The sequence below is a fragment of the Streptomyces sp. SCL15-4 genome, assembly GCF_033366695.1.
Taxonomy (GTDB): domain Bacteria; phylum Actinomycetota; class Actinomycetes; order Streptomycetales; family Streptomycetaceae; genus Streptomyces.
The window spans coordinates 7446259-7470910 of record NZ_JAOBTQ010000001.1 but is presented as its reverse complement, the minus strand read 5'-3'; the positions used below and the strand labels follow the sequence as shown (position 1 = coordinate 7470910).

At 73.8% G+C, this 24652-nt stretch carries 21 protein-coding genes; 8 read left to right on the top strand and 13 right to left on the bottom strand.

Annotated features, from left to right (window positions below; translation table 11 throughout):
- Positions 1–118: 118 nt before the first annotated feature.
- A complete protein-coding gene (locus SCK26_RS33720) occupies positions 119–1441 on the bottom strand; it encodes an aldehyde dehydrogenase family protein (protein ID WP_318205152.1) in 1323 nt (440 codons plus the stop codon).
- 176 nt (positions 1442–1617) lie between these two features.
- Between SCK26_RS33720 and SCK26_RS33715 the strand changes: the two genes are divergently transcribed.
- Entirely contained in the window at positions 1618–2745 is a 1128-nt protein-coding gene (locus SCK26_RS33715; RefSeq protein WP_318205151.1) for an acyl-CoA dehydrogenase family protein, read from the top strand.
- A gap of 20 nt (positions 2746–2765) precedes the next feature.
- Here SCK26_RS33715 and SCK26_RS33710 read toward each other — a convergent pair whose 3' ends face one another.
- The 7 genes from SCK26_RS33710 to SCK26_RS33685 form a co-directional block, all read right to left on the bottom strand.
- Complete coding sequence (locus SCK26_RS33710; RefSeq protein ID WP_318205150.1) at positions 2766–3908, bottom strand: LLM class flavin-dependent oxidoreductase; 1143 nt, start codon at positions 3906–3908, stop codon at positions 2766–2768.
- A 230-nt stretch (positions 3909–4138) separates the two neighbouring features.
- Positions 4139–4696 (bottom strand): NADPH-dependent FMN reductase, encoded by a 558-nt coding sequence (gene ssuE / locus SCK26_RS33705; protein WP_318205149.1) that lies wholly within the window; start codon positions 4694–4696, stop codon positions 4139–4141.
- 213 nt (positions 4697–4909) lie between these two features.
- Positions 4910–4987, bottom strand: a complete 78-nt coding sequence (locus SCK26_RS38060; protein WP_397953445.1) for a putative leader peptide — start codon at positions 4985–4987, stop codon at positions 4910–4912.
- Positions 4988–5119: 132 nt separating this feature from the next.
- Positions 5120–5296 carry a hypothetical protein gene (locus tag SCK26_RS33700; RefSeq protein WP_318205148.1) on the bottom strand — a complete coding sequence of 59 codons (177 nt, stop codon included), beginning with the start codon at positions 5294–5296 and terminating at the stop codon, positions 5120–5122.
- A gap of 299 nt (positions 5297–5595) precedes the next feature.
- Positions 5596–5736, bottom strand: coding sequence for a hypothetical protein (locus tag SCK26_RS33695; protein ID WP_318205147.1), 141 nt, complete (start codon positions 5734–5736; stop codon positions 5596–5598).
- Between the two features lie 247 nt (positions 5737–5983).
- Positions 5984–6517 carry a GNAT family N-acetyltransferase gene (locus SCK26_RS33690; RefSeq protein ID WP_318205146.1) on the bottom strand — a complete coding sequence of 178 codons (534 nt, stop codon included), beginning with the start codon at positions 6515–6517 and terminating at the stop codon, positions 5984–5986.
- A gap of 56 nt (positions 6518–6573) precedes the next feature.
- Positions 6574–8019, bottom strand: a complete 1446-nt coding sequence (locus SCK26_RS33685) for an APC family permease (RefSeq protein ID WP_318205145.1) — start codon at positions 8017–8019, stop codon at positions 6574–6576.
- Between the two features lie 200 nt (positions 8020–8219).
- On the opposite strand from SCK26_RS33685, the gene SCK26_RS33680 reads away from it, so the two are divergent.
- The gene (locus SCK26_RS33680) at positions 8220–10937 is read left to right on the top strand and encodes a glycosyl hydrolase 2 galactose-binding domain-containing protein (protein WP_318205144.1); all 2718 of its coding nucleotides are present in this window, start codon (positions 8220–8222) and stop codon (positions 10935–10937) included.
- Between the two features lie 48 nt (positions 10938–10985).
- On the opposite strand, the gene SCK26_RS33675 is transcribed toward SCK26_RS33680, so the two are convergent.
- The gene (locus SCK26_RS33675) at positions 10986–12428 is read right to left on the bottom strand and encodes a hydrolase (protein ID WP_318205143.1); all 1443 of its coding nucleotides are present in this window, start codon (positions 12426–12428) and stop codon (positions 10986–10988) included.
- 275 nt (positions 12429–12703) lie between these two features.
- Between SCK26_RS33675 and SCK26_RS33670 the strand changes: the two genes are divergently transcribed.
- Positions 12704–13195, top strand: coding sequence for a nucleoside deaminase (locus SCK26_RS33670; RefSeq protein WP_318205142.1), 492 nt, complete (start codon positions 12704–12706; stop codon positions 13193–13195).
- 3 nt (positions 13196–13198) lie between these two features.
- Here SCK26_RS33670 and SCK26_RS33665 read toward each other — a convergent pair whose 3' ends face one another.
- Positions 13199–14053, bottom strand: coding sequence for a GNAT family N-acetyltransferase (locus SCK26_RS33665; protein ID WP_318205141.1), 855 nt, complete (start codon positions 14051–14053; stop codon positions 13199–13201).
- A 557-nt stretch (positions 14054–14610) separates the two neighbouring features.
- A complete protein-coding gene (locus SCK26_RS33660; RefSeq protein ID WP_318205140.1) occupies positions 14611–15285 on the bottom strand; it encodes a chaplin in 675 nt (224 codons plus the stop codon).
- 283 nt (positions 15286–15568) lie between these two features.
- On the opposite strand from SCK26_RS33660, the gene SCK26_RS33655 reads away from it, so the two are divergent.
- Entirely contained in the window at positions 15569–17224 is a 1656-nt protein-coding gene (locus SCK26_RS33655) for an alpha/beta hydrolase (protein WP_318205139.1), read from the top strand.
- Positions 17225–17374: 150 nt separating this feature from the next.
- A complete protein-coding gene (locus SCK26_RS33650; RefSeq protein ID WP_318205138.1) occupies positions 17375–17902 on the top strand; it encodes a DUF4232 domain-containing protein in 528 nt (175 codons plus the stop codon).
- Positions 17903–17911: 9 nt separating this feature from the next.
- Here SCK26_RS33650 and asnB read toward each other — a convergent pair whose 3' ends face one another.
- Positions 17912–19753, bottom strand: a complete 1842-nt coding sequence (gene asnB / locus SCK26_RS33645; protein WP_318205137.1) for an asparagine synthase (glutamine-hydrolyzing) — start codon at positions 19751–19753, stop codon at positions 17912–17914.
- Between the two features lie 435 nt (positions 19754–20188).
- On the opposite strand from asnB, the gene SCK26_RS33640 reads away from it, so the two are divergent.
- Both SCK26_RS33640 and SCK26_RS33635 read left to right on the top strand, forming a co-directional pair.
- On the top strand, positions 20189–21283 hold the full coding sequence (locus SCK26_RS33640) for a chemotaxis protein (protein WP_318205136.1): 1095 nt from the start codon (positions 20189–20191) through the stop codon (positions 21281–21283).
- A 123-nt stretch (positions 21284–21406) separates the two neighbouring features.
- Positions 21407–22432: a Gfo/Idh/MocA family oxidoreductase gene (locus tag SCK26_RS33635; RefSeq protein ID WP_318205135.1), complete on the top strand. Its 1026-nt coding sequence runs from the start codon at positions 21407–21409 to the stop codon at positions 22430–22432.
- Between the two features lie 46 nt (positions 22433–22478).
- On the opposite strand, the gene SCK26_RS33630 is transcribed toward SCK26_RS33635, so the two are convergent.
- A complete protein-coding gene (locus SCK26_RS33630) occupies positions 22479–22892 on the bottom strand; it encodes an SsgA family sporulation/cell division regulator (protein WP_318205134.1) in 414 nt (137 codons plus the stop codon).
- A 349-nt stretch (positions 22893–23241) separates the two neighbouring features.
- On the opposite strand from SCK26_RS33630, the gene SCK26_RS33625 reads away from it, so the two are divergent.
- A complete protein-coding gene (locus tag SCK26_RS33625) occupies positions 23242–24630 on the top strand; it encodes a PP2C family protein-serine/threonine phosphatase (protein WP_318205133.1) in 1389 nt (462 codons plus the stop codon).
- Positions 24631–24652 lie beyond the last annotated feature (22 nt).

Below are 24652 nucleotides of genomic sequence, written 5' to 3'. Positions count from 1 at the left end.
CTTTGGTATGTACCAGTCAAGGGTGCGGACCGGCCGTTCACCGCGCGCCCGCGGGGACGGACTCCTCCGACGGGCGAGCGAAGTCCCCTGACAGGTACCGGAGTCGGGGCCGGTACGGTCAGTGCAGCGGCTTCGCCAGGACCGCCTTGCGGTGGCTGAAGGTCTCGATGGAGTAGCGGCCGTGGTAGTTGCCCATGCCGCTCTCCCCCACGCCGCCGAACGGCAGGTCGGAGACGGTGAGATGGGCGACCGGCAGGCCGTGGCCGAGGCCGCCCGAGGAGGTCTCGGCTGCGAAGCGCGCGCGGATCTCGTCCGACTCGCTGAAGACGTACAGGGCAAGGGGCTTGTCGCGGTCGTTGACGAACGCGATGGCCTCGTCCGGCCCGGACACGGTGACGATCGGCAGGATGGGGCCGAAGATCTCCTCCCGCATGACGGGCGAGTCGGGGTCGACGTCGGCGAGGACGGTCGGCGCGAGGTACTTCGCCGCCCGGTCGCCCACGCCGCCGACGACGACCCGGCCGGAGCCGAGCAGGCCGGACAGCCGGTCGAAGTGCCGCTCGTTGACGATCCGGCCGTACTCCGGCGAGCGGGCCGGGTCGGCGCCGAACAGGTTCTCGACCGCGCGGACCAGCGCGGCTTCCAGGGCGGGCGCGGTCTCCGGGTCGGTCAGGACGTAGTCGGGGGCGACGCAGGTCTGGCCCGCGTTGAGGAACTTGCCGCGGACGAGCCGGTCCGCGACCACCTCCGGGTCGGTGCCGCGGTCCACGAACACCGGTGACTTGCCGCCGAGTTCGAGGGTGACCGGGGTGAGGTGCTCGGCGGCGGCCCGCATGACGATACGGCCGACGGCGCCGTTGCCCGTGTAGAAGATGTGGTCGAAGCGCTCGGCCAGCAGGGCCGTGGTCTCGGGCACACCGCCCTCGACGACGGCGACGGCGTCCCGGTCCAGATAGGCCGGGATCAGTTCGGCCAGCGCGGCGGAGGTGGCCGGGGCCAGCTCGCTCGGCTTGGCGACCACCGCGTTGCCGGAGGCCAGCGCGCCGACCATGGGGGCGAGCAGCAGCTGCGCCGGGTAGTTCCAGGGCGCGATCACGAGGACGACGCCCAGCGGGTCGTACTGCGTCCAGGCCGTGGCGTCGGCACCCAGGTGCGCCGGGACGGGCGCGGGCTCGGGGCGCAGCCAGTCGGCCAGGTGCTCCAGCGTGTGGTCGATCTCGCGGACGGTGAAGTCGATCTCGGTGCGACGGGCCTCGGTGCCGCTCTTGCCGAGGTCGGCGCGGAGGGCGGCGGCGAGGTCGGCGCCGCGTTCCGTGAGCAGGGCGCGCAGCCGGCGCAGCTGGCCGGTACGCCAGTCGACGGACTTCGTGCGGCCGGTGGCGAAGGTGGCGCGCAGCCGGGCCACGATCTCGGCGGGCTGCTCGGGCAGGGAGTGGTTCACGGTGCCTCGATGGATCACGTACGGACAGTCGGATGCATTTGGCAACCTTTCATGTCCTCAAGTTCATTCCGGCGGCACCCCCGGGGTGACGAGGGTCACGCCGGGCCCGGGACGGCCCGTGCCGCGCGGGTACACCGTGCGGATACACCGTCCGCGGAACCGGAAGAATCTCCGGTATGGATCTCACTCGGCATCCCCTCGTCGTCAGCGCCCGCCGGCTCGCCGCGGACCTGCTCCTCCCCGAGGCCGAGCGGGTCGACCAGGAGGGGGTGCCACCGGGGCATGTCGGGGCGGTGAAGCGGTCGGGTCTGCTCGGGGTGAGCGCGCCGGTGGAGCACGGGGGTGCGGGAGCGCCGGCCGCCGTGGCGCGGGAGGTCGCGGAGATCCTGTCCGGGGCGTGCTGTGCGACCTGGTTCGTGCAGACCCAGCACCACACGCCGGTGCAGATCCTGGCGCACAGCGGTCACCCGGTGCGGGAGCGGCTGCTCGGCCCGCTGTCCCGAGGGGAGTTGCTGTCGGGCGTGGCGTACGCGCATGTGCGGTCGGCTCCGCACCGTCCGGTGCGGGTCCGGCCGGAGCGCGGCGGCTGGCGGTTCGACGGGACGGTGCCCTGGTACACCGGCTGGGGCCTGAACGACGTGATGCTGCTGGCCGGGGTGACCGACTCCGGCGAGGTGCTGTCCGCCTTCACCGAGGCCCGCGAGCGGCCGGGGCTGCGGGCCTCGGCACCGATGCGGCTGGCGGCCCTCACCGCCGCGCGCACGGTGTCCCTGGAACTGGACGGCCTGTGGCTGCCCGCGGAGTCGGTGGCGCTGCGCACGCCGTACGACCGCTGGGCCGCCGGCGACCGGGCCAGGACCCTGCACACCAGCCCCGCGGTCTTCGGCGTGACGCGGGCCGCGCTCTCCCTCCTGGACGCGGACACGGCCGCCCCGCTCCGCGCCCGCCTCGCCGGGATCCGCGGCAGGGCGTACGAACTGGCGGACGGTCCGGTGCCCGAGGGATGGACGGGTCCGCGCGGGAACGGGACCGGACCGGAAGCCGGGACGGGGCCCGGAGCGGTGGACGCCTGGGTGCGGGAGCGGCTGGCGGTGCGCGCGCGGGCCTACGAGCTGCTGCGTACGGCGACCACGGCGGCGGTGGTGGCCGGCGGCGGCCGCGCCATGGCCCTGACGAGCCGCGCCCAGCGCCTCGCCCGGGAGGCGTTGTTCCTCCTGGTGCAGGGCCAGACCGCCGAGTCGCGCGAGGCCCATCTGCGGGCGCTGGGCGGGGCGCCGGGCGACGCCGGGGGGCGGAGCGGCTGAGCGGGAACGCGCGCCGTCGGTCAGATCGCGAGCGGTACCTCCGCGGGTGCGGCGGACGCCGGCCCGTGGGGGTGGGCCCACAAGCCCTGCGCGGCGAGCCGGGGCAGGACGCCCTCGCCGAACCAGTAGGCCTCCTCCAGATGCGGATAGCCGGAGAGGACGAACTCGTCGATGCCGAGGGCGTGGTACTCCTTGATCCGCTCGGCCACCTCCTCATGACTGCCGACCAGCGCCGTTCCCGCGCCGCCGCGCACCAGCCCGATGCCGGCCCACAGGTTGGGGTGGATCTCCAGCCCGTCCCGGCCACCGCCGTGCAGCGCGAGCATGCGCCGCTGCCCCTCCGACTCGCTGCGGGCCAGTCCCTCCTGCACGGCCCGGACCGTCTCCGGGTCGAACCCGGCGAGCAGCCGGTCCGCCTCCGCCCAGGCCTGTTCCGCCGTGTCCCGGGTGATCACGTGCAGCCGGATCCCGAAGCGCGGGGTACGGCCGCGCGCGGCGGCGAGCCGGCGGATCCAGGCGATCTTCCCGGCGACCTGCGCGGGCGGCTCGCCCCAGGTGAGGTAGACGTCGGCGTACCGGGCCGCGACCTCCCCCGCGGCCGGCGAGGAGCCGCCGAAGTACACCTCGGGCACCGGATCGGGCACCCGGCTCAGCCGCGCGTCCTCGACCCGCAGGTGCTCCCCGTGCAGATCGACGCCCTTGCCCTCCCACAATTCCCGTACGACATGCAGGAATTCACCGGTACGGCGGTACCTGGCGTCCTTGTCGAGGAAGTCGCCGTAGGCCCGCTGCTCCCGGCTCTCGCCGCCGGTGACGACGTTGAGCAGCAGCCGTCCCCCGGTCTGCCGCTGGAAGGTGGTCGCCATCTGCGCGGCGAGCGTCGGCGAGACGAAACCGGGCCGGAAGGCGACGAGGAACTTCAGCCGTTCGGTGTGCTGACTGACCATGGCGGTGGTCAGCCACGCGTCCTCGCACCAGGCGCCGGTCGGGGTGAGCGCGGCCGCGAAGCCCAGTTCCTCGGCGGCCCGCGCGATCTGGCTCAGATAGGCGACGGTCGGGGGCCGGTCCCGGCCGGAGGCGGTCGCCGGGGTGCCGTGGCCGCCGCCGACCACATGGCGGCTGTCGCCGTTGGTGGGCAGGAACCAGTGGAAGGTGAGGGACACGAGGGGTCTCCATGATCGCTGGGGTCCGTGGGGTGGATGGGCGCGTACCCGCGGGCTCGGGGCGCGGGTGTCCCGTGAGGCCGGCACCGGCGGACCGGGCGGCCACCGGCGCGGAACGCGGTGTCTTCGGCACACGACGGGCCGGCGAGCGGCACGGAACGCGGCAGGCCCCGGCCCGGCAGCCGCCGGCCCCGGCACGCACCCCCCGCCGCCGGCCGCGGCCGGTCCGCTCAGCTCGCCGTCGCGGCCAGCACCGGCGTGCGGTCCAGGGCGGCGGCGAACTGGTCCACCACCTGTGCCAGGGCCTCGGCGGTGGCCGGTGCGACGGTCAGAGAGCCGTCCTCCCGCACGGTGATGTCTTTGTCGAGGGTGAACCAGCCCTGGACTATGTGCGCGGCACCCATGGAGTTCAGCACCGGCCGCAGGGCGTAGTCGATGGCGAGGACATGTGCCCGGGAGCCGCCGGTGGCCAGCGGCAGCACGGTCTTGCCGGTGAGCGCGTACTGCGGGAGCAGGTCCAGCAGCGCCTTGAGCACACCGGAGTACGACGCCTTGTAGACGGGGGTGCCGACCACGACGCCGTCGGCGCGGGCGAACAGCTCGGTGGCCTCGACGATGGCGGGGTGCCGGAAGTCCGCACCGAGCAGGGCCTCGGCCGGGACGGCGCGGACGTCGAGCGGGATCACCTCGTGCCCCTGGGTGACGAGCCGCCGGTCCAGGTGGCGCAGCAGGAGACTGGTGCGGGAGGAGGCGGAGGGGCTGCCGGAGACGGACAGGACGGTGGCCATGGGTGTCTCGTTTCTGGGGTGCGCCGGACGGCCGTACGCGAGCCGGACGCCCGGAGGGAAGTCGGTCGGGAGCGCCGCCTCCCGAGCCGGACCGGGCACGCGGAACCCCTGGTGCGCCAACCACTCGACGGGACGACGGCACACCTCACCCGTCGGACGGCGACGGGGATCCCGGGTGTGCCGAGGCCCGGAGGGGAAGGAAGGGGTGGCGGATCAGACCGCGGCGCGACAGCAGGCGCTGGAGACGCGCGCGAGATCGACATGGCGTCGCCGCGTGAGGTCCAGTCGCATGGTCATGCCATCGATCGTGGCAGCAGCCCGCGACAACCGTCAAGGAGATCCCGGTCGTTCTCGCATCGCGGACCCGCGCGGTCCACGGCGGTCGCCCGCCGGCGGGGTCCCAGGGCCCGGACGGGCCGGGCCTCAGGACCCGCCGTCCTCCTCCTGCCCCTCGACCACCACGAGGAAGGCGTCCGACTTCAGGTCCATCACCACGGTCGCCGGTTCACCCTCGGCGCGTCGGGCGGCGGCGAACTCCTCTGCGGGCCATGAACCACGCGGAGCTCCGGCGGGAAAACGCTCCAGCACCCTCGCACTCATGACGGCGGCCACCTCCTGCTGCACCGGCCCGGACGGAATGTACGTGTTGTGCTGATCCGCTTGCCCACGATCGGCGAGGACATGCCACCGCGGCGGCACTCCGCCGAGCCCCGCCCGACACCGGCCTCCGTGCGCCGCCGTCGGCCGGCCGGCACCCGCCAGGGCTCCTGTGGCGGCTGCCGCCCCGGTCTCCGGCGGCGACTTGAGGCGGGACAGCACGGCCGGCCGGACGCGACGGCCGGCCGTTCGTCCTCGCCGCCGAGTCCCTCGTGGGTGAGGGCCGGCCGGACGATGTCCCCCTACGGGCGGAGCGCGGAGGCGGCCCGGGAGGACCGGTCCTTCTCGCCGGGCGCGGCCCGGGTGGTCGCCAGCCGGACCGGCGGCTCGCCCGCCACCACCCGGCCGGCCGCGTCGGCGACGCCGGCGCCGTCGGTGCGCACCTGCTCCCGGCGGCAACCGGGCCGCCGGTCGGAGACGTTCCGGTGCCCCGGCAGACGGCCGTCACGTCGGCGCCGGTGGGCGCCTCCCGGACCCGCTCGGGTGTGCCGGCGACATGGACGGCGTACTCGAAACCGGTGTGCCGGTCATGGCTTCCTCGGCTCGTCGCCGCGCGGGACACGAGGTGGTGCCTCCCTTCCGGCCCCGCCGTACCGTGCCGCTCGGGTTCGCGAGGCGATCAGCTGCGTGTCAAAGGCCCGCGCCGGGTCCGGCGGCCGGCACGGTGAAGGAGATCCACACGTCCGGCGGCAGGTCGGGCCGGCCCGGCACCGGGCGCGGCTCGCGGGTCCAGGCCTCGCCGGCGAGGTCCGCGGCGACCCGCGGCCAGAAGCGCGCGGCTGCCGGGTTGTCGTCCTGGAAGGCGACCTCCCACCGCCCGGGGTGCCGGGTGAGCACCTCGCGCGCGGCCCGCAGCCCGATGCCCCGGCGCCGGGCGCCGCGCACCACGAAGAAGCTGTTCAGTATGCGTACCGGCCCGTCGAGCCCGCGGACGAAGGCCAGCCCGGCCGGGTGGCCGTCACAGGTCAGCAGGTACGGTGCCCAGCCGGGCCCGGTGAAGGCGGACGTCACCCACTCGCTGCGGAACGTGCCGTCGGCGGCGGGCAGGCCGCCCCGGAACTCGGAGAGGTCGTGACGGAACATCAGCCACAGCCGTTCCACGGCGGGCCGGTCTTCGGGGGTCGCGGGGCGGACTGCGAGGTCCGCGGTCGTGTTGTCGGTCATGAACGACAGCGTCCCCGGCGGATCGCGGTCCGGCCGGGGAGGTGGTGTCCGCAACTCTAGCTCATCTCAAGGGCGTTGTGCCGCTCGCCGGCCTCTTCGCCGGTCTCCTTCGGGCCGAACGGCCAGACCCTCTCGCGTCGCGCCCACACCAGGAAGGCCACGCAGCCGAGGGCCAGCCAGGCCAGGGACCACTCGACGGGACGGCGGCCCGGGGCGTTGTGGTCGGCGTAGCCGTAGATCACGCACCAGCCGGCGAAGGCGACGACGCTCGGCACGGGATACAGCCACATCCGGTACGGCCGGGGCAGGTCCGGCCGGCGCCGGCGCAGCACCGTCAGCGCGACGATCTGGGCCAGCGCCTGCACGATCACCATCACCGTCGTGAGCAGCTGGATCAGGGTGGCGAGGTCGGTGTGCCGGCCGACCAGGAAGCCGACGGCGGTGATCACGCCCATGGTGGCCAGGCCGTACACCGGGAATCGGTGCCTGGGGTGGAGCTTCGCGTAGGGGCGGAAGAAGACGCGGTCGCGGGCGGCGTCACAGGGCACGCGGGAGCCGCCGAGCAGGCCGGTGAAGACGGAGGCGAACGCGGTCACGAGGATCAGCGCCGTCACCGTGTCCGCCGCTCCCGCGCCCCAGGTGTCCTCCAGCACCGCGGAGGCCACCGAGGTGGAGGCGATGTCCTGCGGGTCGGTCATCCGGTGCCAGTCGACCACGCCGAGCGTGCCGATCTGGAGCAGCAGGTAGATCGCCATGATGCCGAGGATCGAGAAGAGCACGGAGCGCGGCAGGGTCCGGCCGGGGTCCTTGATCTCGGCGCCCATGTAGGCGGTGGTGTTGTAGCCGAGGTAGTCGTAGATGCCGATGGTGAGGCCCGCGGCGAAACCGGGCCAGTAGTGGGTGCTCGTCACATGGAATGCGCCCGCCGGGTAGGTGAAGGCCATGTGCGGGCTGAAGTGGGTGGCCGCGGCGATGATCACCAGCAGCACAGAGGTGAGCATCACGGCCCACATCACGGCCGTGATCCGGGCGATGTGCTCGACGCCGCGCCAGAGCAGGAGCACCGCCAGGGCGATGACGCCGAGGCCGGTGAGGTCGCCGGCCGTCCGTCCGAGGCCGGGGGCGAGGTAGCCGAGGTACTGGACGAGGCCGACCACACCCGTGGACATGATCAGCGGGATGAACAGCATCGCCGTCCACACGAACAGAAAGGGCATCAGGCGGCCGGTGCGGTGCCGGAAGGCCTCGCGCAGATAGACGTAACTGCCGCCGGAGCCGGGCAGGCAGGCGCCCAGCTCGGCCCAGACCAGCCCGTCGCACAGGGCCAGGACCGCGCCCGCGGCGAAGCCGATGACCGCCTGCGGGCCGCCGAACGCGGTGACCATCAGCGGGATCGTCACGAACGGGCCGATGCCGCACATCTGGCTCATGTTGATCGCCGTGGCCTGGAACAGGCCGACACGGCGGACGAAGCCACCGGTGGGTGGCGGGCTACCGGACAATGGGGACTCCTGACACGACGGGGGGCCGAGGCGCCCGGCGGTGACTGACCATCCGTCAGACCCGCGACGGTGAAACGATCCTGCCCAAGCCGGCGGCGTCCCGTGCCGGTCTCCGCGAGGCTCGTTGACAGTGTCCGGGACGCGACCTAGCGTGACTTAGGTTAGTAAAGTTTCCTAACTTTACGAGGCTGGAGACCGCCGTGTTCGCTCGCCCCACCCGCCGGCTCCCCCTGGCCGCCGCGGCGCTTCTCGCCCTGGGCGGCGCCCTGACCACCGGCGCCTGGGCCGGGCGCGGAGAGGCGACCGAGCCGCACCGGCCCGGCCGGATCACTCCCGTGCCCGCCGCCGCGGGCGCCACCACCGCGCTGTCCGGCTATGTCATCCAGTCGGCCGCGAAGGTGACCGACTCGGCGGCGGCCGTGTCGTCCCCCGGCTATCCGGCGCGGAACTGGTATCCGGCGGGCCCGCGCTCCACCGTGCTGGCCGCGCTGCTGGCGAACGGCGTGTACGCCGACCCGTTCCGCTCCACCCACCAGCGGCAGATCCCGCGGGCCGACTTCGAGGTGCCGTGGTGGTACCGCTCGGACTTCGCGGTCGAGGACACCACGCGGCGCACCTTCCTGGACTTCAGCGGCGTCGTCTCGGCGGCCGACGTGTATGTGAACGGCCGCCTGGTGGCACCTGCCTCGCGGGTCACCGGCGCCTACACCCGCCATGAGCTGGACATCACCTCGGCGGTCAGGCCGGGCACGAACACGGTCGCCTTCCGGGTGCGGCCCAACGATCCGAACCGGGACCTGACCATGGGCTGGCTCGACTGGCTCCAGCCGCCGCCCGACCGGAACATGGGCCTGGTGCGGGACGTGCTGGTGCGCCGGGGCGGGCCGGTCGCGCTGCGCGACGCGCACGTCGTCACCAGGCTGGCGGTGCCCTCGCTCGCCACCGCCGAACTGACGGTGCGGGCCCTGGTCCGCAACGACACGGGCAGCGCGGTCACCACGGAGGTCACCGGCAGCGCCGCCGGGACCCGGTTCGCCCGGACGGTGACGCTCGGCGCGCACGAGTCGAAGACGCTCTCCTTCTCCCCCGCCGACGTCCCCGGCCTGCGTCTCACCCGCCCCAGGGTGTGGTGGCCGGCCGGGATGGGCAAGCAGCCGCTGTACGACCTGGACCTCACCGCCACCGTGGCCGGCAGGCCCTCGGACACCGCGCACGAGACCTTCGGCATCCGCGACGTGCGGGCCCCGCTGAACTCCGACGGCGACCGCCAGTACCGCGTCAACGGCCGCGCGCTGCTCATCAAGGGCGGCGGCTGGTCCCCGGACGAGTTCCTGCGCTGGGACCGCGCCTACACCGAGGACCGTCTGAAGTACGCCCTCGACCTGGGCCTGAACACCCTCCGCCTGGAGGGCCACCTGGAGCCGGACGAGTTCTTCGACCTCGCCGACCGCTACGGCGTGCTCGCGCTGCCGGGCTGGGAGTGCTGCGACAAGTGGGAGGGCGACGTCAACCCCAACGGGTCCGGCGAGCCGTGGTCCGCCACCGACCACGCCGTGGCGAAGGCCTCCATGGCCGCCGAGGCCGCCCGGCTGCGCGACCACCCGAGCATGCTGTCGTTCCTGATCGGCAGCGACGCCGCGCCGGACGCGACGATCGAGCGCAGCTACCTGGACGCCCTGGAAGCGGCCGACTGGCCCGTCCCCGTGGTCCCCGCCGCCTCCGACACGTCCTCCCCACGGCTCGGCGACTCGGGCATGAAGATGACGGGCCCCTACGACTGGGTGCCGCCCGGCTACTGGTACGCCAAGCAGGAGGGCGGAGCCACCGGCTTCAACTCCGAGACCAGCGCGGGCCCGAGCATCCCGACCCTCGACACCCTGCGCCGGATGATGACACCGGCCGAACTCGACACCCTGTGGAAGGATCCGGAGGCCCGCCAGTACCACCGTTCGCCGTCCCTCACCTTCGGCACGCTCAAGATCTACGACGAGGCGCTCGCCGGCCGCTACGGCGCTCCGACGAGTCTCGCCGACTATGTGCGCAAGGCCCAGCTGGCCCAGTACGAGACCGTGCGCGCCCAGTTCGAGGCGTACCGGCGCAACGCGACCGACGCCGAGCGGCCCGCCACCGGGGTCGTCCACTGGATGTTCAACAGCGGCTGGCCGTCCCTGCACTGGCAGCTGACGGACCGTTACCTGGACCAGAACGGCGCCTACTTCGGCGCGAAGAAGGCGAACGAGCCGCTGCACGTGCAGTTCTCCTACGACGACCGCTCCGTCGTGGTGGTGAACAACCGCACCGCCGCGGCCCGGGGCCTCACCGCGCGGGCCACGCTGTTCGACCCCGACGGCACGCGCAGGTACGACGAGAGCGCCGCAGGCGTGACGGTGGACGGCGGCGGGGCGCGCGCCACCGCGCTGACCCTGCCGGCCTCGGTGGACGGGGAGTCGCGCACCCATCTGCTGCGGCTGGTGCTGACGGACGCGCACGGCAAGGAGGTGAGCCGGAACGTGTACTGGCTCTCCACCCGGCCCGACACCCTCGACTGGGACGACACCACCTGGTACTACACCCCGACGACGGAGTACGCCGACCTCACCGGGCTGGCCTCGATGGCCCGGGTGCCGGTGTCGGCGACGGCGGTCACCCGGGCGTCGGAGGGCGTGTCGACCACCACGGTGACCCTGCGGCGCCACGGGCGCGGCACGGCCCCGGCGCTGCTGACGGACGTCGACATGGTGGGCGCGGAGGGCAAGCCGGTGCTGCCGGTGCGCTGGTCGGACAACCAGGTGAGCCTGTGGCCGGGTGAGTCGGTGACGCTGACCGCCACCTACCGGACGGCCGATCTGCGCGGCTCGGCGCCGCGCGTGCGGGTCTCCGGCTGGAACACGCCGCCGACGACGGTACCGGCGTCCTGATGCGAGCGGAGGCGGCCCCGGCGCACGGGCCGCCTCCGTTTCACCGGCTCAGCTCACGTCGAGCGCGGTGTCGTCCACGACGAACGACGTCTGGTACTTGGAGCCCTCGGTGCCGGTGAACTTCAGGGTCACGGTCTGCCCGGCGAAGCCGCCGAGGTCGAAGGCGCGCTGGGTGTAGCCGGAGGCGGCGTCGAGGTTGGAGTACGTCGCCAGGGTGCGCAGCACCGTGCCGGACGCGTTCAGGACCTGGACCTTGAGGGTGTCGTAGGCCGTGCTGGTGGTGGTCTCGGCGGTGTCCACGTGGAGTTGGAAGCCGAGCCTGGCCGAGCAGCCGGACGGCAGGGTCACCGACTGGGCGAGGGTGTCGGTGCCGGCGGTGCCGTTGCCGTCGAGCCAGGCGTAGTAGGAGCCCGAACGGGCGGCGCGGCTGGTGGAGTCGGTGATGACACCGCTGGTGGTGGTCCAGACGGTGCTGCCGGACTCGAAGCCGTTGTTGCCGAGGAGCTGGGCGGCGGCGCAGCTCGTCGAGCCGCCGCCGGTGCCGGTGCCGCTCGCGCCGGACAGCCACTCGGTGGCGTTGAGCGCGAGGGCCGCGTTGGTGGCGGTGGAGTCGTTCCAGCCGTCGTAGAGGGTGTTGCCGGACTGGCCGGTGCCGTCGTCGACCGGGGAGCTGTCGCCCCAGAAGGCCACCCGGCCGCTGCCGAAGGTGCTGGTGGCGAAGAAGGCGCCGGTGTTCTGGGAGTAACCGGTGCGGTAGAGCAGGCCCTTGACGCCGGGGTTGTCGGCGGGCTTGAGGGTGGCGGTCGTACCGCTGGCGATCAGGCTCTTGGTGACGGTGCCGAAGGAGCCGTGCAGCACCGGGTCGGTGCTGTCGCCGATCGCGGAGGGGTGGTCGGAGCCGATGCTCAGCGAGTCGACGGAGAAGCCGAACGGGTCGGTGGAGTCGACGCCGTTGTTCGTCATCAGGTCGTTGAAGATCTCGACCGCGTCGTAGCCGTCGTTGTTGCGGTCGGCCCCGGTGTGGTCGGAGATCATGAACAGTCCGCCGCCGTTCTTGACGAAGTTCATGATCGCCGTCTTCTCGGCGCTGGTGAAGAGCGTGTTGGGCTCGGGCAGGACGAGCGTGTCGAAGTTCGACAGGTCGGTGGCGGAGGTGGAGCCGTAGCCGAGGCTGGAGCCGGACGGCAGCGTCTTCAGGCTGTAGTTCCCGGTCTTCTGCAGCGCGACGCCCCAGGAGGACAGGGCTCCGGTCCAGTCGGTCTCGGCGGACGGGGAGGAGTCCTGGCCGAGCGGGTCGGGCTGGCTGGTGGAGATGATCCAGTCGGCGTTGCCGGCGGTCTCGGCGTGGGCGTTGTCGAACAGGATGCGGTGGGTGGTAGCCGCGTGCGCGGGAGTGCCGGTGCCGACCTGTACGGCGACCGAGGTGAGCAGCAGCGCCGCACCGGCCAGGGCGGTGGTGCCGCTGCGGCGGGATCGTCTCGATCCGAGCATCCGTCGAACCTCCATGAAGGGTGGGGAGAGGCGGTGCGGGCGCCAAGTCTGCGCGCGTAGAACCGGCTTGGGGTGTCGTCCACGCGTCGGTTGGCTGAAATGTACATGGCGGAGAGGGCGGGTGAACAGGGGGTTCCGGTGGCGCTCCGGCGCGCTCCGGCGCGCCTTCCCGGCCGTGCGGCGCGCCGGCGCCCCGGTGGCGGAAGCGCCGGCCGAACCGAACGCGGTGGCCGCAACGCGCCCGGCCGGGGATCATGGGGTACGGAGGTGAGCCGATGGTGCGCGATGGTGAACTGCGGTATCTGCGCCGCTGTGTGGAGCTGGCCGAGGAGGCGCTGGAGGCCGGTGACCAGCCCTTCGGGTCGGTGCTCGTGGCCGGTGACGGCACCGTGCTGGCGGAGGACCGCAACCGGGTGGCGGGCGGGGACCACACCCGGCACCCCGAGTTCGAGCTGGCCCGCTGGTCGGCGGCGCGTCTGACGCCCGAGGAGCGGGCGGCGGCGACCGTCTACACCTCCGGCGAGCACTGCCCGATGTGCGCGGCGGCGCACGCCTGGGTGGGGCTCGGCCGGATCGTGTACGTCCTCTCCTCCGCGCAACTGTCCGGACTGCTGGCCGAGTTGGGCGTGCCCGCACCGCCCGTGCGGACTCTTCCGGTGCGGGACGTCGCGCCCGGGGTGGCCGTGGCGGGGCCGGTGCCGGAGCTGGTGGACGAGGTGCGGGAGCTGCACCGCCGCTTCCACTCCGGTCGGTCCCGGCTCGGCTGAGGGTCAGCCGAGTTCGAGCGTGGTGACGCCGAACACCCGCTCTTGGGCGTAGGCGCGCACCGGGCCGGTGTACATGCGGGCGGTCTCGAACGAGGGCCGCAGTCCGGCCTGTTCGGCGAGGGCGGTGCCGGCCGTGTTCGGCTCGGGCACGTCGATCGCGACCTCCCGGCCGGTCACGTCGGCGGTGAGGGCGGCGAACAGGGCGCGGGCGTCGGCGGCGGTGTCCGCGAAGAGGGGGCCGATGCGCAGGGTGTCGTGGCCGGGGCGGAGCACGCCGTAGCCGGTCAGGCGGCCGTCGTTCTCGCGGACGACGGCCTGGTGGCCGGGTGTGGTGAGCCATGCGGCGAGGAACCGGGGACGGTCGGCGGGGTGGCAGGCGCTGTCGTAGGCGGTGATCGCGGCGAGGTCCGCGGGGCCGGCCGGGCGGACGCCGGCGGGCGGCTCGGCCGCGGGGGCGGGGCCGGTGAACCGGATGGTGCGGTGGGCGAAGCGGAAACCGGACTGGCGGTAGTTGTCCTGCTGGGCGACGACTCCGTCCAGGCCGACGGTCCGGCTCCCGGCGTGTGCCAGCGCGGTCTTCCAGGTGGTCAGACCGTGCCCCTGGCCGCGCAGGCCGGGGCGGACCAGGTAGCAGCCGAGGAAGGCGAAGCCGTCTCCGTGGTTCACCACGGAGACGGCGGAGACCGGTTCCCCGTCGATCCGGCCGAGGAAGAACCCGTCGGGGTCCTGGGCGAAGAACGCGGGCCCGTCGGACAGTCCGGGGTCCCAGCCCTCCGCCGCCGCCCACCCGCTGATCACCGGCCAGTCGGCGAGGGTGGCCTGGGTGACGACGAGGTCCTGGGGGGCCGCAGGGGTCATCGGTGCGCTCCGTTTCCGTCGGGGTCGGGCTGTCGTACGGCACGGCCGCCGGCCGGCCGCCGGCAGCATCCTTCCGGATCAACGGGGGTGACGCCACGGGGAGACGGGGCGTACGCGTACGACGGTCCGCCGTCATGTGGGGGGGCGGCTCGGACTCCGTACGGCTCGCGGGAGGCGGCGCGGGGGCCATCGGCCCGGGGGACGACGCCGGCAGCGTCGGCGAGGGGTGCGGGGCCGGGAGCGCCCGTCTCCGTCTTGTGGTCACCGTCGCGGGCAACGGCGGCAGGCACGCCGGTCCAGCTCACGACCTGAGCCGGCGGCCCGGAGCACGTCCACCCCACGGTCACCGTCACAGGTAGCGGCGGCAGGGACGTCCGTCCGCCTCGCAGCGACTCGCCGGCAGCGGCATCGTCATCTGAGCCGGCGGCCCGGAGCGTGCTCGCCTCGCCGTCACGGCCGCGGGCAGCGGACCCGGCGCGCGAGACGGTACGCCCGGAGGCCGTCCACCTCACGGTCACCGTCGCGGGAGGCGGCTCCCCGGGCCCCGCGTTCGTGCCCTAGGCGTCGCGGGCCGGGCGGAAGCGGCGGTAGAGGATGGTGCCCGCTGCGACGAGCAGGGCGCCGGCGGCCGCGGCGGGGGCGGCGGCGTCCGCTCCGGTGTGGGCCAGCGTGGACACGGTCGGGCGCGGGGCGGGCCGGGACGGGGCGGGGGCCTGCGGCTTCGGGGCCCGGGGCTTCGGCGCGGGAGTGTGCCGGACGGGGGGACGCGGGGCGGGGCGGGAAGTGTCGCCGGGGCCGTTGACCGACTGGTTGCCGAACACCGGGTTGCCCACGCCGACCCCGTCGACGCTGTTGCCGGTGATGTTCACCGGCAGGTCGACGGGGAGCTGGACGCCGTTGCCCGAGACCGCGCCGGGCGAGCCCGCCGCGCCGCCGTGGGCGGACGCGCCCGGTCCCGTGCCGTCGGACCGCTTCTTGCCGGTGTTCGCGCAGGCGTTGCCGGCGGCCGGGTTGAGCAGTCCCACGAGGTCGACCGTGTTGCCGCAGACGTTCACCGGCACGTCCACCGGGAGCTGGACGCCGTTGCCGGAGAGCAGCCCGGGTGAGCCTGCTGCCGCGCCCCGGGCGCCGGCCCCGTCGGCCGCGAAGGCGGCGGACACCGGGAGCGCCACGGCCATCGCGCCGGACGCGGCGGCGACCGCGATCACACCGTTTCGGGTGGCCCGTCTCATAGGTTCCCTGCCTTCCAGACATCGCGCGAGCACTCACCCGCACCACCTAAAACGCAGTTGAACCATCCGAGTTGTGGCTTATCGGTCTTTCACCCCATCGAGCGGCACTGTTATCGAACTGCCGTGAAGCCGCCCGAATGATCACGATCGGGCACGCAGGGTGCGCAGGATACGACGGCCGGCGCCGGGCCGCCCGCCGGGAGGCGGGCCCGGAGGGGTCCGCTTATGGTGATCCGAGGGCGCCGTCCCCGGTCCGTGGCGGGCGCGCCCCGGGAGGCGATCGATGCTGGCCATGCTGTCCACACGGCCCGGCGTGCGGCGCTGCGCGGGCGCCTCGGCGCTCGCCCTGGCGCTGCTCGGAGCGGCGCTGCCCGCGACCGCCGCCGACCGGCCGCAGCCGGACCTCACCCGCTTCTACCGGCAGCACCCGGTGTGGGCCGCCTGCCAGGGTCCGGACATGCCCGAGGACCTGCAGTGCGCGAAGGTCACCGTCCCGCTCGACTACGCCCGGCCGGACGCGGGGACGCTGGACGTGGCGCTGGCCCGCTACCGCGCGACGGGCACGTCACACGGTTCGGTGGTGCTCAACTTCGGCGGCCCGGGCGGCGCCGGTATTCCGGAACTGGCCTCCCAGGGACGGCAGTTCATGGATCTGACCAACGGCTATGACGTGGTCACCTTCGACCCGCGCGGCGTCGGCCGCTCCTCCCCCGTCAGCTGCGGCGAGGGCGGCGTCGCGGTTCCCGCGGTGCCGAGGCAGGACTCGGAGGCCGGCCGGTCGCGGGAACTGTTCCGGCAGCTGCGGCAGGTGGCCGAGGAATGCGCCCGCAACTCCGGCCCGGTGCTGCCCCACATCGGCACCGTGAACGCCTCCCGCGACCTGGACGTGATCCGCCAGGCGCTCGGCGACGGCAAGCTCAACTACCTCGGCTTCTCCTACGGCACGCGGCTCGGCGCGGTGTACGCGGCGCAGTTCCCGGACCGGACCGGCCGGCTCGTCCTGGACGGCGTGGACACACTGACCGAGTCGCCGGCCGAGCAGGGGCTGGCGGGCGCCGAGGGCCAGCAGACGGCACTCGACGACTTCCTGGACTGGTGTACGGCGGATGTCGGCTGTCCGTTCGGGCAGGACCGGCGCCGGGCCGGGGACGAGGTGATCCGGCTGGTGCGCGCGCTCGACCGGGACCCGGTGCCGACGGGCTTCGGCGGTTCGTTCAGCGGCCAGGACCTGGTGGGCGCCCTCGGACAGGGCCTGTACAGCAGGCAGTCGTGGCCTTCGCTGGAACGCGCGCTGGCCTCGCTGGTGGAGGACGGCGACACCCGCCGGGTCCTCGGCTTCGCCACGGGCGGCATCGGCCTGCCCCGCGACCGGTACGCCGCGGACCGCACCGGCCCGGCGCCCCGCGACCGGCACCGCGCGGACGGCGGACCGGCGGACGGCGGACTGGTCGACGCCGCCGACGTCCCGGCGGACAACCTGCCGGCCGCCCTGATGGCGATCAACTGCGCGGACGACCCCGACCGGCCCGCCGCGGCCCGGCTCACCGAGGAGATGCGCACGCTGCGGGCCGCGTACGACCACGCCTCGCCGGTCTTCGGCCGCTACCGGCTCACCCAGCTGCTGCTGTGCTACGGCCGGCCCGCGGGCACCGATTTCATCCGCGAGCGGGTGAAGGACGTGCACACGGCGAAGATGCTGCTCGTGGGCACACGCGGTGACCCGGCGACGCCGTACCGGTGGACCGTGGAGACCGCCCGCCGGCTGGGTCCCTCGGCGGTGGTGCTGGACAACAAGGGCGAGGGCCACACCGGGTATTCCTCCTCCATGTGCGTGCACCACAAGGTCAATGACTTCCTGCTCTACGGCACGCTGCCGGCCGGCGGCGGCTCCTGTCCCGCGGACGCTGCCCCGGCCGCCGGCCCCGAGGGCACCGGCTGACCGCCGCGTGCCCGCCGCGGCCCGGTGCCGGCGTCGACGCCGCGGACGACCATCGCGGACCGGGGCAACCTCCCGGGCATGCCGGCCGTCAGACAGGGCAGGCGGGGGCCGCGCCGCAAACCCGCTTCCGACCACGACAGGGGACATCCCATGCGCATCCGCGCCGCCATCGCCGCACCCGCCGCCGTCTCGGCCGCCGCGGCGGCCCTGCTGCTGACCGCGCCGCAGAGCCAGGCCGCCGCCGGCCACGAGCGGACCGTCCGCTGCACCGAGCGGGCGCTGACGGTACAGGCGAAGGCCGTCACCGGCCACCCGGCCGTGCTGCGGGTCAGCGTCACCAACCACACCGCCCGCGCCTGCCTCGTCGACCGCGTGCCCACGGTGACCTTCGGCGACCTGGACGGGGCCGCGCTGCCGCTGCCCGAGGGCGGCACCGGCGACCACCGGCTGGCGGCGGGCGGGACCGCCTACGCCGCCGTGCGGACCATCGCCGACCCGGCGGACCCGCAGGCCCGCCGGGCGGACTCGGTCACGGTGGCGGCCTCGGCCGCGCACTGGGGCCGCTCCTTCGGCCCCGGCCGGCTCGGCACCGGACGGCAGGTGCTCGTCTGGGAGCCGGTGACCACCTGGTGGCAGCCGACGGCGCGGGCCGCGGACCGGATCATCGGGCTGGACTGAGCACCCGGCTCAGCCGAGCACCAGCTCGGGCGCGTACAGGTCCAGCCACCCGGCGAGGTCCAGGGCGCGTTCCAGGCCGCGCCGGGCCGCCTGGGTGCTGACCGGCGTGTCGCGTTCGGAGGCCTCCCGTACCCGGTCCCGGTCGAGCAGGTCGAACACGGGGTGGGAGGGCCGGGCCAGCAGCTCCTTGACCTGCTCCTGGAGCGCGCGGGCGTACCCGGGGTCCTGGGTGGACGGATAGGGACTCTTCACCCGGTCGTACACCGACTTCGGCAGGAGGTCCGCCGTCGCCTCCCGGAGCAGGCTCTTCTCCCGGCCGTCGAAGGACTTCAGGGCCCACGGCGTGTTGTAGACGTACTCGACCAGCCGGTGGTCGCAGAACGGCACCCGCACCTCCAGGCCGACGGCCATGCTCATGCGGTCCTTGCGGTCGAGCAGCATGCGCACGAAGCGGGTGAGGTGCAGATGGCTCATCCGCCGCATCCGGTACTCGAAGTCGCTCTCGCCGTCCAGCCGGTCGATGCCGGCGACGGCGGTGCGGTAGCCGTCGGCCACATAGCTTTCGAGGTCGAGGGCCTTGGCTATGTCACTGCGCACCACGTCGGCGTCCTCGCCGAAGTGGCGGCCCATGGTGGTCAGCCACGGGAAGGTGTCGGCGTGGCGCGCCTCCTCGTCGAAGAACTGCAGATAGCCGCCGAACACCTCGTCGGCGGACTCGCCGGACAGGGCGACGGTGGACTTCTCGCGGATCGCGCGGAAGAGCAGCAGCAGCGAACTGTCCATGTCGCCGAGGCCGGACGGCAGGTCGCGGGCCCGGATCACCCGCTCGCGGACACCGGGGTCGGAGAGGGCGTCGGTGTCGAGCACGATGTCCTGGTGCTCGGTGCCGGCGAGCCGGGCCACGTCGTGCACGAAGGGCGTGTCGGGCGTGCCGCGCAGTTCGTCGGCGACGAAGTTGTCGGCCTGGCCCGCGAAGTCGACGGCGAAGCTGCGCACCTTCTCGCCGTGGACGGCGAGCTGCCGGGCGGCGAGCGCGGTCATGGCCGAGGAGTCGAGCCCGCCGGAGAGCAGGGTGCAGCGCGGCACGTCGGCGACCAGCTGGCGGCGCACGATGTCGTCGAGGAGCGAGCGCACGGTGGCGATGGTGGTGTCGCGGTCGTCGGTGTGCGGGCGGGTCTCCAGGCTCCAGTACACGCGGGTGGACAGGCCGGAGCGGTCGACGGTGACGACGGTGCCGGGTTCCACCTCGGCCATGCCGTCCCAGACCGCGTGCCCCGGCGTCTTGATCATGACGAACAGCTCGCGCAGGCCGTCCAGGGTGACGCGGGCCCGGGCCAGCGGGTTGGCGAGGATCGCCTTGGGCTCGGAGCCGAACAGGACGCCGTCGGGCGTGCGGTAGTAGTAGAAGGGCTTGATGCCCATGCGGTCGCGGATCATGACCAGCTTGTCCCGCCGGCCGTCCCACACGGCGAACGCGTACATGCCGTTGAGCCGTTCGGCGACCGCGTCGCCCCACTCCAGATAGCCGTGCAGCACCACCTCGGTGTCGGAGTCGGTGGTGAACCGGTGGCCGCGGTCGGTGAGTTCCCGGCGCAGTTCGGTGAAGTTGTACGCCTCGCCGGAGTAGACCAGGGCGACGGTGCCTTCGGGGGTGGGCACGGACATCGGCTGGCGGCCGCCGGGCAGGTCGATGATGGCGAGCCGGCGGTGTCCCAGGGCGGCGGGGCCCTCACTCCAGGTGCCGCGGTCGTCCGGGCCCCGGCAGGCCATCGTCTCGGTCATCGCGTCGACAGCGGCGGTCTCCGTGGTCAGATCACGGTCGAAGGAGACCCATCCGGTGATGCCGCACATGCGCTACCTCCTGCCTCCGGCCGCCGGCAGACCACCGCTCACCTGCGTTTTCCTCGGGTACGGAGGGCCGGCCGGGCAAACCAGTTGTATCGAGCATCTATATCGAGAGTCCATCGGACGTCCGGCCGAGTCAACGCGCCGGAAACACCGGACGGGTATCCGCGTCACGGTTTCGGCCGCGTTTTGCCTCAGCAAAATCCACGGATCCGTACATTGCCGCACCTCGGCCGACAAGAACCGGCCACAGGCAAAAACTTCCTCAAGTAAACGACGTGTTACGTCTTCGCGATCAGAAACCCGGCGAGGAAGTTCCGACAGGAGGACGGCGTCGGCACGGGGGCTCGCGGCGGAGGCGCCCGGGAGCGGACAGGGGTGTACGCGAAGGCCCGGATTACCCCGAATGCCGTAAAGGTGATTCCGCCCTATCGTTCTGTCATGGAGCACGCACTGAGTCCCGCGACCCTCGCCGAACTGCGCCGCCCGCGCCCCTATCCGGCGGTCTCCGTGCTGACGCCGACGCACCGCCGGCAACGCGGCGACGGCCAGGACCAGGTCCGGCTGCGCAACGCGCTGACCGAGGCGCGCCGGCGCCTGGAGTCCGACCCGGCCGTCACCCGCGAACGGCGTGCCGACGTCGAGGCACAACTCGACCGCGCCCTCGCGGAGGTGGACCTGACACACCCCGAGGACGGTCTGGTGATCTTCGCCGCGCCGGGTGAGCACCAGGTGTGGTCCCTCGCCCGGCCCGTGCCCGAGCGGGTGGTGCTGTCGGACACCTTCCTCACCCGCAACCTGGTGTCGGCCCATGCCGCCGAACGGCCCTTCTGGGTGCTGACGCTCTCCGCCGACCGCGTCACGCTGTGGAACGGCGGCGCCGGCCGGGTCGTCGAGGAGCACACGGGCGGCTTCCCGCTGATCCGCGCCCGGGAGAACTTCGACGCCGAGCGGCTGATGCGGATCGGCGACCAGCCGAGCACCTTCCGCGACGAGGACACGCGCCGGTTCCTGCGCGACGCGGACACCGCCATGAGCAGGATCCTGCGGGCCTGGCCCCGGCCGCTGTACCTCACCGGCGAGCAGGCGGCGCTGTCCCTGATGGAGGAGGCCGGCGGCGTCGCGCGGTGCGGCGTGCCGGTGCCGCACGGCGGGCTCGCCCACGCCGGTCCGGAGGCGGTGTGGCAGGCCGTCCGGCCGGTCCTGGAGGAGGAGTCGCGCCGCGACGCCGCGGCCGTCGCACGGGAACTCACCGCGGCCCGCGGGCGCAGGACCTACGCGGCCGGGGTGGACGAGCTGTGGCAAAGCGCCCGGGACGGCCGCGTCCGGCTGCTCGCCGTCGAGGAGGACTACCGCGCGACCGTCCGCGAGATCGGCGACCACCTGGAGCCGGCCGAGTCCGGGGACCTGGACGCCCGCGACGACATCGTGGACGAGATCGTCGAGCGGTGCCTGGAGACCGGCGCCGACGTGCGCTTCGTCCCGGACGGCACACTGGGCGACGCGAACGGCATCGCCGGGGTGCTGCGGTACTGAGGCACTCCGCCGGCCGCCGGCGGCGCGAAGCCGCAAGCGCCGCCGCGCCCGGCCGCTTCCGGCAAGCGCTCCCCGCGCGCCGCGTACGCTACGGCGTGATCGTCGGCGTAAGGGAGCGCGCGCATGGGTGAGCTGCTGGGTGTGGCGGTACTGGGTGCCGGACACATGGGAGCGGACCACATACGGCGCCTCGACCGGGTGGTCAGCGGCGCCAGGGTGGCGGCGGTGGCCGATCCCGACCTCGCCCGGGCCGAGGCTGCGGCGGCCGGGCTGGCCGGCGTCACCGTGCACACCGATCCGCTGGCCGCGCTCGACGCGCCCGGCGTGGCGGCGGTCCTGATCGCGTCCCCGGGTCCCGCGCACGAGGAGGCCCTGCTCGGCGCCTTCGCCCGCCGGCTGCCGGTCCTGTGCGAGAAGCCCATGGTGCCGGACTCCGCCGGTGCCCTGCGCGTCGTGGAGGCCGAGGCGGCACTCGGCCGCCGGCTGGCGCAGATCGGTTTCATGCGCCGCTACGACGCCGAGTACCTGCGGCTGAAGGCGCTGCTGGACGGCGGCGGTCTGGGCCGGCCCCTGATGCTGCACTGCACGCACCGCAACGTCTCCTCGCCCGGCGGCTTCACCAGCGCGATGCTGATCAACAGCTCGGTGTCGCACGAGATCGACGCGGCCCGGTGGCTGCTCCGGCAGGAGCTGACGGCGGTCACCGTGCTGCGGCCCACGCCGTCCTCGCGCGCGCCCGAGGGCCTGCTCGATCCGCAGTTCGTGCTGTTCGAGACCGAGTCGGGGGCCCTGGTGGACGTCGAGGTCTTCGTCAACTGCGGCTTCGGCTACCAGGTGCGCTGCGAGGCCGTGTGCGAGGCGGGCAGCGCGCGGATCGGCGAGGCGCACACCATGGTGGTCACCACCGCGGACGGCGCCCGCGAGGAGGTGGCGCGGGACTATCTCGTCCGGTTCGCCGACGCCTACGACCGCGAGGTGCGGGCCTGGGTCGACGCCACCCGGCGCGGCGAGGTCACCGGTCCGGGCGCCTGGGACGGGTACGCCGCGTCCTTGGTCGCCGAGGCGGGCGTGCGGTCCCTGGAGACGGGCACCCGGGTGCCCGTCGAACCGGCTCCCCGCCCGGATCTGTACGCCCGGCCCGGACACTGACGCCCGCGGCCGCGCGACCAGGGCACCAAAGTGCCGCCGGACCGGCTCACACGCCTCCGAACAGCGCGCTCAGCCCCCGTTCCACCACCTCGGACACATCCTCCTCGCCGCTCGCCACCACCTGGTACGTGCGCCCGAGGAAGCCGCGCAGCACCGAGGCCCGGAAGAGCAGCAGGGCCATGCCGTGCGGCGAGTGCAGTTCCAGGACGGTTCCGGTGCGGCCGCAGGGCCATATCCGTACGTCCCCGTGGCCGGCCGGGGCCCCGAGCCCCTCGTCGAGCAGGGAGCGGGCGAAGGTCCAGGTGACCTCCTCGCCGTGCAGGGCGGCCTCGGCGGGGAAGTCGAGGTACACCGCGAGCGGGTCGTCCGCGGTGTAGCGGAGCGTGGCGGGCACCGGGACCTCCTGGTCCCCGGCGGCGACGAGGCGGGCGTGGGCGAGCTGTGCGACGGTGGTCTCCATGCTTTTAAGGAGTCCGCGCGGGCGGCTCGCATGGCGTCAATTCCGGTCAGAATTCGGCAGGTACCGGCCTTCGGCCGCTTCCTGGAACGCAATGCCTCCGAACACCCGCGCGAACAACGTGCCCGGACCGTCCGTCTCATCCAACTCACGTACGGGCACTACGACTTGACCGACGTGACAAGTGCGCCGTTCGTCCCCTTCCCTCCCCCCGAGAGGACTCTGGCATATGCCTGAGGCACCACCGCATCGTGTGTTGCCAAATCCCTTACAGGCCGTCGCGGGCTGTGCGAGAGTCGTAACGGTCCCCCGCCGCCGCCCGCCGTACCGTCCCCCCATTTCCGGAGTGCTCATGCCGTCCCCAGTCTCCGCGGACCGCCCAGCCGCCCAGCCGCCCGGCCGCGGCTCGGTCGAGGCGCTGATCACGCAGACGCGGCGGCTCAAGGGCGACGTGGACGCCGTACGGCGTGACACCCGGGGCGACGGCGCGGACCCCGAGGAACGCTGGCAGCGCGCCCTGTACGACCTCGCCCTGCACCAGCTGAACGACGTCGACGCGCACCTGGCCCAGCTGCGGGACGGCCCGCCGCCCCGACCGGCGCCGGCCGCTCCGGGCGGTTCGCTGCTCAGCCGCGTCGGCAGCGCCGAGTGGAACCTGCTGACGGACGAGGTCACCTGGTCCGCGGAGCTGTACCGGATCCTCGGCCTCGACCCGGCCGGTCCCGCTCTCACCCTGGACGAACTGCCCGGCCTGGTGCCGGCGGAGGACCGGCCGAGACTCACCGAGATGGTGACGGCCTGCCTGGTCGACGCCAGGCCCATCGACGGCGAGTTCCGCGTCGTACGTCCCGACGGTGTCGTACGGACCGTACACATGATGGGCGAACCCGTGCTCGGCGCCGACGGCGGCACGACCTCCATGTGGGCCGTGCTCCGCGACGTCAGCGAACTGCGCCGCAGCCAGCGGACGGTGAGCGAGACCCGGGACACGCTGCACCGGCGCCGCCGGCGGGAGCGGACCGAGCACCGGATCGCGGCGGAGTTACAGGAGGCCGTGCTGCCGCCCTGGCACGGCTCCCTGCGGCTTTCGCACCAGGGCCCGGTGGCCCTGGACCTGGCCGCCCACCGCATTCCGGCCGCGACCGCCACCCTGATCGGCGCCGACTGGTACGACGCGCTGGACCTGGCCGACGGCCAGACCCTGCTCACCGTGGGCGGTCTCACCGGGCAGGCCGCCGCCTCCGGCATGGCGATGCTGCTCGGCGCCGTACGCGGCATGGCGATGGCCGGGACCCTGCCCGGACGGCTGCTCACCCTGCTGAACCGGTTGCTCGGCACCGCCGCGCAGCCCGCCCTCGGCAGCGCCGTCTGCTGCCGCTACCGGCCCACGACCCGCACCCTGGTCTGGGCACGGGCCGGACACCCCGCCCCGCTGCTGTACCGCGGCGGGACGGGGCGCCTGCTGGACGCGCCGGACGGCACCCCCCTCGGCGCCTCCTCCGGCACCGTCTACGAAGAGTCCGCCGTCACCCTGCGACCGGGCGACCTGCTCCTGCTGCACACCGGCGCGCTGCTGCCGGAGCACGGCGGGACGGCGGCCGTGGACCGGCTGCTCGGCCTCGCCTCCCGGTTCGGCCCCGCGCACACCGCGCGGGACTGTGTCCGCACGGTCGTCGAGGAGTTCGGCGGACCCGGACGCGAGGACGACGCGTGCGTGCTCGCCGCGAAGGTCACCGCCTGACGACGGCCACCACCCGACGATG

Bases quoted from the DNA above. Each gene is read 5' to 3' on its own strand.
- SCK26_RS33690 (WP_318205146.1), bottom strand. From the start codon at position 6,517: ATGACCGACAACACGACCGCGGACCTCGCAGTCCGCCCCGCGACCCCC.
- SCK26_RS33640 (WP_318205136.1), top strand. From the start codon at position 20,189: ATGGAGCACGCACTGAGTCCCGCGACCCTCGCCGAACTGCGCCGCCCG.
- SCK26_RS33625 (WP_318205133.1), top strand. From the start codon at position 23,242: ATGCCGTCCCCAGTCTCCGCGGACCGCCCAGCCGCCCAGCCGCCCGGC.
- ssuE (WP_318205149.1), bottom strand. From the start codon at position 4,696: ATGGCCACCGTCCTGTCCGTCTCCGGCAGCCCCTCCGCCTCCTCCCGC.
- SCK26_RS33700 (WP_318205148.1), bottom strand. From the start codon at position 5,296: ATGAGTGCGAGGGTGCTGGAGCGTTTTCCCGCCGGAGCTCCGCGTGGT.
- SCK26_RS33670 (WP_318205142.1), top strand. From the start codon at position 12,704: ATGGTGCGCGATGGTGAACTGCGGTATCTGCGCCGCTGTGTGGAGCTG.
- SCK26_RS33630 (WP_318205134.1), bottom strand. From the start codon at position 22,892: ATGGAGACCACCGTCGCACAGCTCGCCCACGCCCGCCTCGTCGCCGCC.
- SCK26_RS33635 (WP_318205135.1), top strand. From the start codon at position 21,407: ATGGGTGAGCTGCTGGGTGTGGCGGTACTGGGTGCCGGACACATGGGA.
- SCK26_RS33660 (WP_318205140.1), bottom strand. From the start codon at position 15,285: ATGAGACGGGCCACCCGAAACGGTGTGATCGCGGTCGCCGCCGCGTCC.
- SCK26_RS38060 (WP_397953445.1), bottom strand. From the start codon at position 4,987: ATGCGACTGGACCTCACGCGGCGACGCCATGTCGATCTCGCGCGCGTC.
- SCK26_RS33665 (WP_318205141.1), bottom strand. From the start codon at position 14,053: ATGACCCCTGCGGCCCCCCAGGACCTCGTCGTCACCCAGGCCACCCTC.
- SCK26_RS33675 (WP_318205143.1), bottom strand. From the start codon at position 12,428: ATGCTCGGATCGAGACGATCCCGCCGCAGCGGCACCACCGCCCTGGCC.
- SCK26_RS33655 (WP_318205139.1), top strand. From the start codon at position 15,569: ATGCTGGCCATGCTGTCCACACGGCCCGGCGTGCGGCGCTGCGCGGGC.
- asnB (WP_318205137.1), bottom strand. From the start codon at position 19,753: ATGTGCGGCATCACCGGATGGGTCTCCTTCGACCGTGATCTGACCACG.
- SCK26_RS33715 (WP_318205151.1), top strand. From the start codon at position 1,618: ATGGATCTCACTCGGCATCCCCTCGTCGTCAGCGCCCGCCGGCTCGCC.
- SCK26_RS33650 (WP_318205138.1), top strand. From the start codon at position 17,375: ATGCGCATCCGCGCCGCCATCGCCGCACCCGCCGCCGTCTCGGCCGCC.